Source organism: Sandarakinorhabdus sp., from assembly GCF_040398645.1.
GTDB lineage: Bacteria > Pseudomonadota > Alphaproteobacteria > Sphingomonadales > Sphingomonadaceae > Sandarakinorhabdus.
The window spans coordinates 5581-20807 of sequence record NZ_JBBATR010000041.1 but is presented as its reverse complement, the minus strand read 5'-3'; the positions used below and the strand labels follow the sequence as shown (position 1 = coordinate 20807).

General features: G+C 64.5%; 12 protein-coding genes. 4 read left to right on the top strand and 8 right to left on the bottom strand.

The genetic code is table 11. From position 1 onward, the window contains the following. Window positions 1-133 precede the first annotated feature (133 nt). The 3 genes from ABWP50_RS09800 to ABWP50_RS09790 all read right to left on the bottom strand — a co-directional run bounded on the left by ABWP50_RS09800 (window position 134) and on the right by ABWP50_RS09790 (window position 4738). A complete protein-coding gene (locus tag ABWP50_RS09800) occupies window positions 134-2188 on the bottom strand; it encodes a TonB-dependent receptor (RefSeq protein ID WP_353217814.1) in 2055 nt (684 codons plus the stop codon). 230 nt (window positions 2189-2418) lie between these two features. Further along, window positions 2419-3177, bottom strand: coding sequence for a SapC family protein (locus tag ABWP50_RS09795; protein ID WP_353217813.1), 759 nt, complete (start codon window positions 3175-3177; stop codon window positions 2419-2421). Window positions 3178-3352: 175 nt separating this feature from the next. After that, a complete protein-coding gene (locus ABWP50_RS09790; protein ID WP_353217812.1) occupies window positions 3353-4738 on the bottom strand; it encodes an FAD-binding oxidoreductase in 1386 nt (461 codons plus the stop codon). A gap of 213 nt (window positions 4739-4951) precedes the next feature. Between ABWP50_RS09790 and ABWP50_RS09785 the strand changes: the two genes are divergently transcribed. From ABWP50_RS09785 to ABWP50_RS09775, 3 genes are all read left to right on the top strand, one after another. After that, window positions 4952-5416 carry a DUF6491 family protein gene (locus tag ABWP50_RS09785; protein WP_353217811.1) on the top strand — a complete coding sequence of 155 codons (465 nt, stop codon included), beginning with the start codon at window positions 4952-4954 and terminating at the stop codon, window positions 5414-5416. Between the two features lie 250 nt (window positions 5417-5666). After that, window positions 5667-8591 (top strand): TonB-dependent receptor, encoded by a 2925-nt coding sequence (locus tag ABWP50_RS09780; RefSeq protein ID WP_353217810.1) that lies wholly within the window; start codon window positions 5667-5669, stop codon window positions 8589-8591. A 144-nt stretch (window positions 8592-8735) separates the two neighbouring features. Next, window positions 8736-10430, top strand: a complete 1695-nt coding sequence (locus ABWP50_RS09775; protein ID WP_353217809.1) for a DEAD/DEAH box helicase — start codon at window positions 8736-8738, stop codon at window positions 10428-10430. A gap of 12 nt (window positions 10431-10442) precedes the next feature. Here ABWP50_RS09775 and ABWP50_RS09770 read toward each other — a convergent pair whose 3' ends face one another. The 5 genes from ABWP50_RS09770 to ABWP50_RS09750 are packed head-to-tail and all read right to left on the bottom strand — an operon-like array spanning window position 10443 to window position 14248. Beyond that, entirely contained in the window at window positions 10443-11654 is a 1212-nt protein-coding gene (locus ABWP50_RS09770) for a hypothetical protein (protein ID WP_353217808.1), read from the bottom strand. Then, window positions 11651-12559 (bottom strand): sterol desaturase family protein, encoded by a 909-nt coding sequence (locus tag ABWP50_RS09765; RefSeq protein WP_353217815.1) that lies wholly within the window; start codon window positions 12557-12559, stop codon window positions 11651-11653. The genes ABWP50_RS09770 and ABWP50_RS09765 overlap by 4 nt, the downstream gene beginning before the upstream one ends. Window positions 12560-12561: 2 nt before the next feature. After that, window positions 12562-12945, bottom strand: coding sequence for a hypothetical protein (locus tag ABWP50_RS09760; protein WP_353217807.1), 384 nt, complete (start codon window positions 12943-12945; stop codon window positions 12562-12564). Further along, entirely contained in the window at window positions 12945-13364 is a 420-nt protein-coding gene (locus tag ABWP50_RS09755; protein WP_353217806.1) for a protein tyrosine phosphatase family protein, read from the bottom strand. Before ABWP50_RS09755 ends, ABWP50_RS09760 begins: the two co-directional genes overlap by 1 nt. 32 nt (window positions 13365-13396) lie before the next feature. Continuing rightward, complete coding sequence (locus ABWP50_RS09750; protein WP_353217805.1) at window positions 13397-14248, bottom strand: pirin family protein; 852 nt, start codon at window positions 14246-14248, stop codon at window positions 13397-13399. A gap of 134 nt (window positions 14249-14382) precedes the next feature. Between ABWP50_RS09750 and ABWP50_RS09745 the strand changes: the two genes are divergently transcribed. After that, on the top strand, window positions 14383-15227 hold an 845-nt coding region (locus ABWP50_RS09745), incomplete at its 3' end, for an SDR family NAD(P)-dependent oxidoreductase (RefSeq protein WP_353217804.1).

Sequence of the window (15227 nt, the reverse complement as noted above, 5' to 3'; positions counted from 1 at the left end):
GGGGAAGAAAGCGGGTCAGCGCGGCCAGAGCGCGGGGCAAACATGTGCCGCGAGCGGGGGTGCAAGGGGGTGATGCACCAGCGCTGTTATGGCTAATTAAGACGTGTCCGGCGGTTTTCAAGGCCGGCTGCGATCAAAACGCCAGCCGCAGCGAGACTCGAATGTCGCGGCCCAGCAGCGGTGCCACGTTCTTCAGGAAACTGGCGTGGCGGCGGGCTTCGACATCGAAGATATTGTTGGCCTGCACCAGCAAGGTGGTCGGCGAATCAACACCAAATGGCTTCCACGACAGGCTGGCGTTCACCATTGTCCAGGCGGCAGTGGTGGTTTCAAACGCTGCGATACGGTCTTGCCCGGTGACATGCTCAACCTCGACCCGGCCGCCCACAGCGCCGCCGGTGGCTTCGACGCCGCCGATCATGCGCAGCGGCGGGATGCGCGGTGCAGCACCATTTCCGCCCAGGATGGTGGCGTGCGTGTAATCGAGCAAGCCAGTGACATCGACGCGTGATTGGCCAAGCTGTGCCACTTTCACCGAGCCTTCCACTTCGATGCCGTAAAAACGCGCATCGGCCTGGTCATACTGGAATACCGGCAGGTCATCTTCCTCGGTGCCGGTGGGCAGCAAGTAGATGTAGTTATCAAACCGGTTGAAGAACGCCGACACTTCCAGCCGCCAGCCGGTGCCGCGCCCGCGCAGCACGGCTTCGCCGCCAAGCTGGCGTTCGGTTCCAAAATCCGGATTGCCGATTTCAAAAGAGCGGGTGGCCGCGTGCGCGCCATTGGCAAACAATTCCTCGGCGGACGGCGCGCGTTCGGTGCGGGCCGCGCTGAGCGCAAACCGGAAGCCGCCGCCGATATCAACCGAGCCGCCAACCGATACCGATAGCGTATCAAAGCGCCGCTCGGTGGCAATTTCGGCCGATTTCACATTCGTGTGCTCATAGCGGCCGCCGCCTTCCAGGCGCAGCGCCCCGAGATCGAATTCCTGCAAGGTGAACAGGCCGATCTGGCGGGTTTCATTGGCCGGGATATAGGCTTCTTCGCCGTCAGCCCGGAAATTGCGGCTGAAATACTGCACGCCCGATGCGCCCTGCCAGCCGCCCTGGTTCTCCTGAACCAGTTCCAGTCGGCCTTCCCAGCTTTTGTTGAAGAAGCTGGTGCCAATCTCGCCGGTGTCTTCCAGTTCGTCATGGCGATACGTGGCCCAGCCGCCGCGCAGCTTGATTTCCTTGAATGCCCCGCCCAACGGCACCGCTCCGCGCACATCAACACGCGTCTGCCGCATATCCAGCGTGATGCCTTCTTCGATATCGATGCCGCCAACCGGCAGCAGATTGGGCACGCCATAGAGATTTTCGAGATGGCTGACCGAGGCGCCAAAGCTGGCACCGCCTTCGCCAATCCACGCCAGGCCGCCGGCGACATCCCAGGTGCGGGCGGCGGTGTTCTCCACCCGGCCACGCGCCTGCGCATCTTCGGCAATGTCGCCGCCTTCGGCTGCTGCCTCGGCGCGCAATTGCGGCGAAAACACAAAGCCGCCGGTGCGATAATCTTCCGCTTCGAGGAAGCTGGCATCGACATGACCGACAAAGCCGCCGCCAAGCGGCACGTTCAGGCTGGCGGCGATGTTGCGTTCGCGCGCGGCCGATCCAATGCCGGCAGCGGCATCGACATGGAAATCCTCATCCGGCACCGCGCGCGGAATGCGCAGATCGCGCATGTTGACGACGCCGCCGATCGCGCCCGATCCAAACAACAGTGCCGCCGGGCCGCGCAGGATCTCGATGCGATCCGCCAGCAAAGGATTGGCCGCAACTGCGTGATCGACCGATGTGTTCGACACATCGAAGCTGCCGATACCATCGGTGAGCACGCGCACGCGCTCATTGTCGAGGCCGCGCAAGATCGGGCGCGAGGCATTGGGGCCAAAGAAGCTGGCGCTGACACCGGGCTGGCGGGCCAGGGTTTCACCAATGGTGCTGCGCGTCTGGCGCTGCAACTCATCACCTTGCAGCACAGAAATGGCGGTGGCCACCAGCTTGCGATCGCGGGCAAATGGCGCTGACACGATGATTTCGGGATCAGCCGGGCCATGCTGCAAATCGGTTTGCGGTGCATCGTCGGCCAGTGCCGGCGCTGCGGCAGACAACAGCAACAGTGCAATGAACGGCAGGGGATTGGCCATGGCGTGTGCCTTTTCAAATGATCAGGATCGGCAGCCCGCAGCCGCCATGAGGTCGCAAATAAAATGATACTTCATAACATGTCAAGTCCGGCTTGCCGCGCAGCCGCCCCGCCCCAAGCGATGAAAAACGCCAAAGAAACACGCCAACGAAAAACGGGCGGTGATTGGAGTCACCGCCCGTTTTGCAGGTGCCGCAGCTGGCCGCTACGGCGATCAGGTTCGGCCTGAAATCAGGCTGCTTGGGCAGTGGCCGCCGCAAACTGGCGCTCGAACAGCGGGCTGATCAGCGACAGGCTGAACAGATGCGCATAAATCAGGCCGAGCAGGCCGGATTGCACCATCTTGCGAGTCTGGTCGCCGCGCAGACCTTGCAGCTTCTGTTCGTCAACCATGCGGAAACCGCGATACACGGCCGGCTGCGCCAGGCCTTCGCGCTGGATGGAAACTTCACCGTCCATCAGCAGGTCCAGCTTGGTGAGTTCATCCATGAAACCGCGCGTGCGGCCCACGGCCTGCTCGAACTGCTCGCAAAACTGCAGGACATTCTTGGTGGTGTCGCTGGGATCGGTGCCGTTGAACAGCTTTTCACCATCATTTTCCACAACAATGCCGGCGGCATCATCAAAGCACAGCGACAATTCCTGCGCGTCAGGCGTCAGGCGGGCCAGCATGAACGGGTAACGGCGCACAAACGCCGGAACATAATGATTGGCTTCCCACTGATCATCGGCACCAACATACAGATTCTGGCCTTCCTGCAGGCCGACCAGCGCCAGCGGTGCCGGGCTTTCGCCCACGCCGAACACGATCGGATAATTGCGCTGCACCAGCGGAAATTCGTCCACGGTGACCGGGATGGCGTGCGTGCCGCGCGTGAAGCCCAGATTGCCCAGCGCCTTCAGCCCATGGTTGGGATGAAGCTGCGACGACAACGGCGCGAGGCTGTTGTAAAAAAGCGGGAGCTGGTTGGTGGGGGGCTGGCTGGCCATGAGAAACAGTCTTCTTTCTTGATCGAAAGGGTTGAAACCTTGGCCCTCCTAGTGCGGCGCTGCAATCAGTGCAAGGCTGCGTTGCCGCCACTTTCGCTGCATTTCAGCCAGCAAACCATGCCGCTTCAATTCTTTATCAACACACTGCCGAAGCGCGCGCTGCATTTGCGATTCGTCAATAAATCTTGCCTGGATTCATGATGTTCTGCGGATCAAGCGCGGCCTTGATGCTGCGCATTGCCGCCAGCCGCGCCGGATCACCCAGGCGCGCCAGATCATCACGTTTCAGCACGCCGATGCCATGTTCAGCCGAAATCGATCCGCCCGCCGCCGCCACCAGCGTGTGCACCAGCGCCGTGACGGCAGCGCCGTTGCCGGCCACCCAATCAGCCGGATCGGCGCCATGTTCGGGCGGGCGCACATTGAAATGCAGATTGCCATCGCCCAAATGCCCGAACGCCAGCACGCGCGCCCCCGGAAATTCGGCTTCGACGCGCAGCGTGGCAGCTTCGGCAAAATCCGGCATGTCGGCCACGGGCACGGCGATATCATGATGCACGGCCGGGCCAGCGCGGCGTTCGGCCAGCGGCAGCTCCTCGCGCAGCCGCCACAATGCGGCCCCCTGCGCATCGTTCTGCGCAATCACCGCATCGTCGGCATCCGCCAGCGCCGCCGCCAGCACATCATCCAGCGGCATCGGCCCGGCCAGTTCCACCAGGCATTGCCAGCGGTGCCAGCCCGCCAGTGGCGGCCGCAAGCCGAGCTGCGCCGCTGTCAACGCCACCCCGTCGCCCGGCACCAATTCAAAGCTTTCCACCTGGCCGCCGCTCAATCGCCGCAGCCGGGTCAGCAGCGCCAGCGCGCGTTGCGGCCGGTCCATGCCCGCCCAGCCGATGGCGCGATAGGCCGGGGCCGGCACCAGTTTCAATGCCAGCGCGGTGATGATGCCCAGCGTGCCTTCGGCGCCAATCAGCAACTGCTTGATATCCAGGCCGCTGTTGTCCTTTACCAGCCCCTGCAATTGGTTCAGGATGCTGCCATCGGGCATCACCGCTTCGATGCCGGCAACCAGCGCGCGCATGGTGCCATGGCGCAGCACCTGCACGCCGCCGGCATTGGTGGCCGCCAGCCCGCCCACCGTGGCCGATCCCTTGGCCCCCAGCGACAGCGGAAACGCCAGGCCATGATCGGCCGCAGCAGCGTGCACATCCGACAGGATGACCCCGGCCTCGGCAACCAGCAATTGCCCATCCACGTCCACCCGCCGGATGCTGTTCATGCGGCGGGTAGACAGCAACACGCCCGTGCCATCGGCCGCCGGAATGCCGCCGCCCACCAGCCCGGTGTTGCCGCCCTGCGGCACCAGCGCCGTGCCATGCGCCGCTGCGGCCTTCACGATCGCTGCCACTGCCGCCGTGCTGCGCGGCAGCAGCAGCAGCGGCGTCTGGCCGGTGTATTTGCCGCGCCAATCGGTCAGCGATGGCGCAATCAGTTCCGGATCGTCGGTCCAATCGGCGCCGGCCGCCGCCTTCAACGCCGCAATCGCAGCAGGGGTGGGCATGGTTGGTTGCAAAGACGCCATATCAGGCCTCTAGCGGTTTTTCAGCCCGTGCCATAGCCCAAGGCGGCGTAGCCGGGCGCGGGCACGCCGTCGCAGGCCACACCAGTCAGCAAGGGCCATTCAGCAAGGGTTAAAGGCGCAAACGGCAGCCGGAACGGTCAACACATGCAAACAGGATTGGCGATTGCAATGCGGCGAAGGCGGTGGCGGGGCATGTGGGGGGCCATCTTGGTCGCTGCCGCGCTGGCCGCAGCGCTGCCAGGCACGGCGCACGGCCAGGCGCAGCCGGCACCGGCAAAACCGGCTGCACCTCCTGGCTTTGACAGCCAGAAATGGCGGCGCATGCCGGTGCGGCCGGGCGGTGCGCTCGATCCGGGGGCCGCACCGCGCCCGGCACCGCCGCGCGGCGGCCATCATCGCTGCATCGCGGTCGTCAGCGTGGCCGGCGCGCAGTTTTTCGGCGACGGCGCCATCGAATTGACCATGAAGAGCGGCCAGCGTTGGCGCATGCATCTGGCGCAGGAATGCCCGGCCTTGTCGTTTTATCAGGGCTTTTATTATCAGCAGCAGCGCGCCGGCTTGCTGTGCGCCGGCCGCGACGCCATCGGGGCACGGTCAGGTGGGGAATGCGGCATCGCCGCCATCGTGCCTGTCCGCCGCAAGGCGCGCCAGCGCTGACCCCCCCGCCCCTACCCCCCGCCCCTACCCCCCGCCCCCGCCAAAAACTGTTGCTGCAAGGCCACAGGCCGCCAACGTTGCAATCACGGCAAAAATTTGACTGTCAGCTCTCTGGACAAGCGTCGGCCTTAAGGCCCACACTCATGATCTGGGTTCAAAGCCGAAATATCGGCGGAACGCTCGCACGGACGACCCGGCCATCAGAGCCACAAAGATGGGCGTCCCTTGAAAATTTTTGGGGAGGATCGCCATGAACACCGAATCTGGGAAAATCACGTCCGCAGTGCGTCTGGCACTGATCAGCAGCGTTTCCGCAATCGGCCTGTGGGCCGCGCCGGCGTTGGCGCAACAAGCCGCCCAGGCCGAAAGCAACGGGATCGAGGAAATCGTCGTCACCGCGCAGCGCACGGCGCAGAGCCTGCAGGACGTGCCGATCGCCGTTACGGCCTTTTCCGCCGAAGCGCTGCAGCGCCAGCAGATCAACAACCCGCTCGATATCCAGCTGACCCTGCCCAACATCACCTTCACCAAGGGCAATTTCACCGGTTCCAGCTTCACCATTCGCGGCATCGGCGATCTGTGCGTGGGCAACACCTGCGACAGCGCCACGGCCATCCACGTCGAAGGCATGCCGCTGTTCGGCACCCGCCTGTTCGAAGCCGAATTCTTCGATCTCGAGCGCGTCGAAGTGCTGCGCGGCCCACAGGGCACGCTGTTCGGCCGCAATGCCACCGGCGGCGTCGTCAACTTCGTCAACAACAAGCCGCGGATGGATGCCATCCACGCCGCTGGCGAAGTGGAATATGGCAATTTCAACTCGCTGCGCGTGAAGGGCATGTTCAACCTGCCGATCACCGATACATTGGCGGTGCGCGTCGCCGGCACCTATTTGCGCCGCGATGGTTTCACCACCAACGTGTTCAACAACACGCGGGTTGATGGCCGCGATCTTTACGCCATTCGCGGCAGCATTCGCTGGCAGCCGACGGAAAATACCACCGTCGATGCAATGGCCTATTATTTCAGCGAGGACGACAATCGCAGCCGCATCCAGAAGCAATTGTGCCAGACTGACCCGACCGGCGTGCTGGGCTGCCTTCCAGGTCGCCGCGACCCGGGCTTCATCAACGCCAATTCGACCTTTGTCGGCACCTTGGCCAGCCGCGAATTTCTGACCACCCAGGGCGGCCCCGCCTTTGGCGCGCTGGGCCTGGGCAGCCTGTATGGCACTGATCCCTACAATTACCCCGGCAATACCAATCCGGCCAGCCTGCGTGAAATCCGCACCGATTTCACACCGACCTATCTCGCCGACGAACAGCAATATATGCTGCGTGTCGCGCATGAATTCGGCAGCATCAAGGCCCAGGTCACCGGGATGTACCAGCGCAACTCGGTGGACAGCTCGGTCGATTACAACCTGACCGTGTTCAACCCGGCCGTGGCCCGCGCTGCGCTTACCACGGCTTCGGCTTTCGCCGCGGCCATTCCCGGCCTCGCCAATGTGGTTGCGGCGACGAGCTCGGGCGCACAGTTCTGCACGTCCAACGCGGAACCTTCGGGCCTTGGCGCCTATGGCGGGCAGCGCACCTGCTCGGCCACCCCGCAGGATTTTGACCGCTCGAACTACACCAGCAGCACAAAGACATTAGAGGCCATCGTCTCTTCGCAGTTTGAAGGCAAATTCAACTTCCTTGTCGGCGGCATCTACGTCGACGGCAGCACCAAAGAAGGCGATTATTACGTCAACAGCTGGGGCATCGACTATCTGGTCGGCGTGCTGGGCGCAGCCAACGGCGGCTATCTGGGCACGCCGTTCTTCCGCAACAATTCCGATCTTTATACCCTGAAATCCTATGGCCTGTTCGGCGAAGCCTATGTCAACCTCACCGATACCGTGAAGTTCACGGCCGGCGTCCGCTACAACAACGATGAAAAATTCGTGCGGGCACGTTCCACGTTGGCCAGCTTCTTCGTGCCGTTCGGCACCACGGGCAATGCCTTCAATTCGCCGGCGGCCGCTGGCTTTGACGGTGATCCGGGCCGGGCTGGCAATCAGCCCTTCCAGGTGCGCAGCGTCAGCTTCTCCGAAGTCACCGGACGTGCCGTGCTCGATTGGAAGATCAGCGACGACAATCTGATCTATGCGTCCTACTCGCGCGGTTACAAATCGGGCGGTATCAATCCGCCGCTTCAGCCGATTTTCGCAGTGAACGATTCGTTCACGCCGGAATTCGTCGATGCCTTTGAAATCGGTTCCAAGAACAGCTTCCTCGATGGCACGCTCCGCGCCAACGTGACGGCCTTCTATTACAAATACAAGGGCTTGCAGCTGTCGCGCATCACGGCGCGCACGTCGGTCAACGACAATGTCGATGCCGAAGTCTATGGCCTGGAAGGCGAATTCATCATTCAGCCGACGCGCAACCTCGCCATCAATATGAATGCCTCTTATCTGAAAACCCGCGTCTCGACGGACAAGTTCCTTGCCAACCCGCGTGATCCTTCGGGCGGCCGCAGCGACGCCGTCATCATCAAGGATATCACCAACGGTTCCAACTGCGCCGTGGTCAACAACGGTGCTGGCGGTCAGGCGGCCACCCGTGCCTTTGTTACCGGTGCCAACAACGCCATCAACGCCGGGGCCATCCCCGGTCTCGTCGCTGGCGCGGGCCTGCGCGGGCCCACCGACTTCCCAGCGGACAGCGGGCTGACGGCTGGTGTTGGCGGGGCCTTTGGCATCTGCGGCGTCCTGCAAGCCCTCGGCACCGGCACCCCGTTCCAGATGCTGCCCGAAGGCGTCACCTCCAATCTGCGCGGCAACGAACTGCCGCAGGCGCCGCAGTATAAATTTTCGGTGGGCGCCCAATACACGATCGAGATCGGCGACAGTGCCAGCCTGGTGCCGCGCGTCGACATTGCCCACACCGGCGAAAGTTTTGGCAACATCTTCAACGGCGCCATCAACCGGGTGCCGTCGTATACCGTTGTCAATGCGCAGGTGCAGTTCAATGGCAAGAATGACAAATGGTATCTGCGCGCTTTCGTGCAGAACCTGACCGACAACAATGCCGTGACGGGCCTGTATGTCACGGATCAATCTTCGGGGCTGTTCACCAACGTGTTCACGCTGGAGCCACGGCGTTATGGTGTGGCGGCCGGTTTCCGCTTCTGATACTCAGCATAGGATGTTACCGGGGGCGGCAGGCAACTGCCGCCCCTTCGCTTTGGTCACATCCATTGACTTTTGCTGCCCTGCCGCCCATGGCCGATGAGCGGCCGAATTGCGGCCCGCCTCTATCCTGATGAGCCCGCCTGAATGAGTTTTGCCGATCTCGGCCTGTCCGATGCCCTGCTGCGCGCTATTGCCGACAGCGGTTACGATACGCCCACCCCCATCCAGCGCCAGGCCATCCCATCCGTGTTGATGGGCAAAGATATTATCGGCATCGCCCAGACCGGCACCGGCAAAACCGCCAGCTTCGTGCTGCCGATGATCGACATATTGGCCGAAGGCCGCAGCCGGGCGCTGATGCCGCGCAGCCTGATCCTGGAGCCAACCCGCGAGCTGGCCCAGCAAGTTGCCGAAAATTTTGACAAATATGGCAAGTATCACAAGCTTTCGATGGCGCTGCTGATTGGCGGCGTTTCGATGGGCGATCAATTGGCGGCGCTGGAAAAGGGCGTCGATGTGCTGATCGCCACGCCGGGCCGGCTGATGGATTTGTTTGCCCGCGGCAAGATATTGCTGTCCGGCTGCGCGCTGCTGGTGATCGACGAAGCTGATCGCATGCTCGACATGGGCTTCATCCCGGATATCGAACAGATATGCTCGAAACTGCCCAAGGGCCGCCAGACCCTGCTGTTTTCGGCCACGATGCCGCCGCCGATCAAGAAATTGTCCGATCAGTTTCTCACCGATCCCAAAAGCATTTCGGTGGCGCGCGCGGCCAGCGCCAACACCAACATCACGCAGTGGGTGGTGGAAACCACCTCGCGCGGCAAACGCGACGTGCTGCGCGATATCATCGACAGTGAAGCCCTGAAAACGGCGATCATCTTCTGCAACAAGAAGACGATGGTGCGCGAACTGGCCGAGACCCTCAAGCGGGCGCGCTTGCCGGTGGGCCAGATTCACGGCGACATGGAACAATCGGATCGCATCCGCGAACTTGATCGCTTCAAATCCGGCGCCGTCACCATCCTGGTGGCCAGCGACGTGGCGGCACGCGGCCTCGATATCCCCGGCGTCAGCCATGTCATCAACTATGATGTGCCGTGGCACCCGGATGATTATGTGCACCGCATCGGGCGTACTGGCAGAGCAGGAAGAACCGGCATCGCCTTTTCGCTGGCAACGCCCGATGATGCCGAAAATCTCGCTGAAATCGAAAAGCTGACTCAGCACAAGATTGCGCGCTGGATCGGCGGCGCTGCCGCTGCCCAGCCAGCTGCTCGCCTTGATGAGCCTGCTGCCGCTGAACCGAGCGCAGCCGATCCCGGCCGGCCGCCAAATGGCCGCGGCGGGCGCAAGCGCAAGGAGGCCGTATCGCCTGAGGCCAGCCAGCCAGTTGAACAGCCGCAGGCGGCAGCGCCAGCCAGCGACGACACCGAGACAGCGCCTGCCGAAGCCAGAAGCGGTGACCGCCGCCGCGGCGGCAAGCGCCGCAGTGACCGCAAGGCCGATGCCCAGCCGGCACCAACCAGAAGCGCGGAACCGCCGCCAGCCCGGTCTGATCGGGCGAGAGCACCAGAACGGGGACGGGAACGCGAGCCGGCACGGCCCGATCGCGCACCGCGCGCCGAACCACCAGTCCATACCCCCACGCACACCCCGGCCCGGCATGCGCCGCGCCCCACCGCGCGTGATCCGCTGGCCAATTATCGCGCCATCGCCAGCAGCGGCCAATCCCGCCACCGCGAAGATGATGGCGGCGAACGCTTCGTGGGCTTTGGCCCCGAAGGCGTGCCCGATTTCCTGTCGCGCCCGATCAAGCCATCACCGGCTGATTGAACAAACTGGCTGCTAAAACGCCCCGCCAGCGCTGCGCCATTGCTCAACTTCCCACGCCAGCCGCGCCGGCGGCCCGATCACGGCGCTGACCGGCCGGCGCAGCGCTGGCAGGGCCGGCGCATCGGCGATCCCGATCCGAAACGCAAAGCTTGGCCGCCACGCCGGATCATCGAGCAGCGCATCGACGGCGCGTGCAAATCGCGGCGCTTGCTTCATCTGCACTTCACGGTCGATGATTTCGGGCAGCTGGTTGAGCGGCTGCGCCGCCAGCCCGGCGGCAACGGCATTCAAATGCAGCCGCTGCCAGGCACTGCCGACCAGCAGCGCCGAGCGCCGGTCATGCGGATCGGCCGCCACGATGAACCCGAACAGCGACGCTGTCGGCAGATGCACATCCTTGGTCGCGGCCAGCCAATAGCGGCCTTGCATCGCGGGTGATTGCGCCGGCAGCAGCGCCGCCCCCGCCGCCAGCGACGGCGAGATGCCCGACGTGGCCAGCGTCAGCCCGTCCATCAGCCGGTCCGCATCGCTGCGTTCGTGACGAAACCAGCGTTCGCTATCGGCCATCATCGCATCGTCAGCCGCAATCGCCGCCGTGGCATCGGCGGTAAGCGCCGCAAAACGCTGGCCGCGCGGCGATGCGGCCTCGAACAGGGCCAGTTTCACGCCCGGAAACGCCGGAAAATCGAGCAGCTCATTGAGTTTCGCACCCGAAAACAAGCCGCCGCGCCACGGACCGCGGTGGGTGTGGCGCCGCCCGATCACCGGCAGCAACGGGTGCGCCGCCGGCCCACTGCCATCCGGGCCAAGCAGCACACGCGCCACATGCTGCGGATTGGCTGGATCGGGCAGCAGCTGCACCCGCGCCGCCCGGCCCAGCGATGTGGAGGCCAGCGCCATATTGTGAATGGCCGCGCCCAGCCCGGCCAGACGCTCCCGCCCAAACGGGTCCATGCTGCCCAGCGCGCGGCCCGGCACTTCGAACACATCCACGCCCATACGGCCGATGGCGAACGACCACGGCTGCGTGTTGTGGGGGCTGGCCGCCAGCACGGCAGCGCCAACCAGCCGCAGCGCCCCAAGCTGGCGCTGGCTGCGCCAATCTCCCCACGCCGCCAGCGCCGGATCGCTGCCGCCCAGCAAACCCTGTTGCCACGCGCGGCCAGCCACGCCGGCAACCACCAGCCCGCCAGCGCCCGCCAGCACCACGCGGCGGTTAATCATTCGGCGGGCACAGCGGAGGGATTATCGGACAAATTTTGCCAGCGGGCGCGCAACTGATCCGCCGTTTCGCCGGTCGCGGCGCCGGGCGGGCCAAATGTGGCCAGCCACGCTGCCTTCAGGCTGCGGGCGCGCGCCAGATCGCGGGCGATGCCCACCCATTCGTGCACCGCCACCCACAGCGGATTGAACGTGCCCAGATTGCGCACAATGCCATAGCGCGGCGGTTCATCCGCCCGCTCCGCCTCGAAGGTGCCGAACAATTTGTCCCACACGATGAACACACCGGCATAGTTGCGATCAAGATAGCGCGGATTGGTGCCGTGGTGGACCCGGTGGTGGGACGGCGTGTTCATCACCGCTTCAAACCAGCGCGGCAGCTTGCCGACCACTTCGGTGTGGATCCAGAATTGATAGACCAGATTGAGCCCGCCGCAAAACGCCACCAGCGCCAGCGGAAAGCCCACAAAGAACAGCGGCAGCTTGATCAAAAACGTCAGGCCAAACAGCCCGGTCCAGGTCTGCCGCAGCGCCGTGGACAGATTATAATGCTGCGAACTGTGATGGATGACATGCGCCGCCCACGCCCAGCGGATGCGGTGCCCGGCGCGGTGAACCCAGTAATAGGCAAGATCATCTGCCACAAAGCACAGCGCAAAGCTCCACCAGGTGATCGGTATGTCCAGCAAACGATGCTGCCACACCCAGACAGCCAGGCCCGTGACAGTCCCCGCCAGCAACGCGCCGGTGACGGTGTTGCCCAACCCCATGGCCAGGCTGGTGCCAGTATCGCGCCAATCATAATCGCCGCGCCGGCCAAAGCGCACCGCCAGCAGTTCGGCGATGATGCAGACAACAAACATCGGGATGGCGACAGCCACCGGATCGACAGCCATCAGATCCTGCATGGTCATAGCCGGCCCGCCCAGCGCAGCGCCGCCGCCTCACCCAGATCGAGCGCGGTATCGGGAAACATCGCCTCATCCGGCCGCACACGCAGCACGGCGCCGGCGCGCGCGACAATCGGCGATTGCAGCGGCCGCACCACGAAGCGATCGCCCATGGGGCGCACCAGCGCAATACGGCCATCGCGCGCCGCCACCAGCGCGCCGGCGCCATCTGGACTGAACGCCGTTTCAGCAGCGCAAAAATCCGGCAAGGCGTCCGCCGCCAGCCGCTCGGCCAACTCCGCGCTGGCCAGGTGCGGCCGGCGCGCAAAGCCTAGCAGCCGCACGGCCAGCACCAGCAGCGCCACGGCAGCAAAGGAGAACAGCAGCAGATCGATCTGGTTCATCAGCCGCCGGACAATTGCTTGAGCAGCGGCATCAGGCCGGCAACATTATAGCCGCCTTCCTCTGCTGCATCGATGATGGCCGCAGGCTTGCCGCCCTGCTGCGCCGCCGCCAACGCCCACAAATTGCAGCTGCGCGTGCCCGACCGGCAATAGGCCAGCACCGGGCCGGCCGCCATCGCATCGGCCATGGCGGTGACCTGCTCCAGGCTGAAGCCGGTGTGATCGATCGGAATCGCCACATAATCCAGGCCGGCCAGCGCGCAGGCCGCCGCAATCTCGGCGCCGGGCGGCTGGTCGCTGCTTTCGCCGTCCGGGCGATTGTTGACGATGGTGCGAAACCCCTGCGCCGCGGCCTGCGCCACCGCGCTGGCCGGAATTTGCGGCGCGACGGACACGCTGTCGGTTATGCGAATGAACATCGCCTGATTGTTAGGCGCGCGCGCCGCGCGGCTCAATAGGGGATGCGCTCGGATTCGCCCGGCACCGCGGCAAAACGGTCTGCGCGCCAATCGGCCACAGCCGCTGCAATGCGCGCCGGATCATGGGACACGAAATTCCATTCCAGATGCCGCTTTTCCGGAAAGGGCGCGCCGCCCAGCAGCATCAGCAGGCTCGGCTCGCTGGCCCCAATTACAGCATCGCCTTGCCCCAGCACCGCCAGCGTGCCGCGCGGCACCGCTTGGCCGTCCACCATGACCGCACCGGACACCAGATAGACGCCGCGCTCCCCCCAGGCTGCCGGCACCGCCAATTGCGCGCCCGGCTGCATCTGCACCTGCGCATAATGGATGGGATGCGGGAACGGCACAGGCGCCGGCAATCCCCACATCTCGCCGGCGATCACCACGGCCTCAATACCGTCGGCCCGGTGGCGCGGCATCGCCTCGGCCGACACATGATCGAAGGCCGGATCACATTCGGCATGGCTGACCGGCAAGGCCACCCACGCCTGCAGGCCGTGCATCAAATGCCCAGCCGCACGCTCGGCCGCCGGTGTGCGCTCGCTGTGGCTGATGCCGCGCCCCGCTGTCATCCAATTGGCCGCGCCGGGATATATGTCGATCACCGTGCCCAGGCTGTCGCGGTGGCCCAGCGCGCCGGCAAACAGCCAGGTAATGGTGGCCAGCCCGATATGCGGATGCGGGCGCACATCGATGCCGGTGCCGGGCGCAAATTGCGCCGGGCCCATTTCATCGAGAAACACGAATGGCCCCAGCATCCGCCGCGCCACCTGCGGCAATATCCGGGCAACCGTGAAGCCGCCAAGGTCCTTGATCTGGCCCGATAGGATGGTGATGGACATGTTTGATCCTTGCTGCCGACCAGACCCTGTTTAGCGCAGCTTTGCGCGGCGCGCCAACCTGCCCCGCCTGCTTCTGACAGCTTGTGACCGGCGGCCCGGCGCGCCATGGCAGACGCGGAACAGGAGATTTCTTCATGCAGAATATTGCAGGCAAAGTGGCATTCGTGACCGGCGCGGCATCGGGCATCGGCCTGGGCATTGCCGAGGCACTGGCGCAATCGGGCGTGAAGGTGATGATGAGCGATATCGACGGCGACGCGCTGGCCCGCGAAGTCGCCCGCCTGTCCGCCACCAATGCCGATGTGGCCGGCATTCGCGCCGATGTGTCGCTGAAGGCCGAGATTCAGGCCGCTGCCGATGCCTGCGTCGAACGCTTTGGCAAGGTGCATATCGTCATCAACAATGCCGGCGTGGGCGGCGGCGGCAATTATGGCCAGTGGAACGATGCCGGCTGGGAATGGGTGATCGGCGTCAACCTCATGAGCGTGGTGTGGGGTTTCGAAATCTTTGGCCCGTTGCTGGAATCGCACGGCGAAGGCGGCCATATCGTCTCCACGGCATCCATGGCCGGCCTCGTGGCGGCCGTCGCGCCGGGCTATAATGTCACCAAATATGGCGTGGTCGCGCTGTCGGAAGGCATGCGGCCGACGCTGGCGCCGCTGGGCATCGGCGTGTCGGTGCTCTGCCCCGGCTGGGTGCGCACCCGCATCATGGAAAGCGCCCGCGCCATCCCGGACCGCCTGGCCGGCAAAGTCGCCCTGCCCGATCTGAGCACGGCGCCCGCCGAGATGGTGGCGTTCATGGCGCAGGCCATCAACACCGGCGTCGATCCGCTGTATGTGGGCGAATTGGTGGTGGAGGCGATCCAGAATGACTGGGCCTATATCTTCACCGACACGATGTTCGAACAAGGCGTGGAAGCCCGCTTTGCCGGCATCAAGGCCGGTTTCGATCACATCAGGGGGCGGGTGCCCCGCCG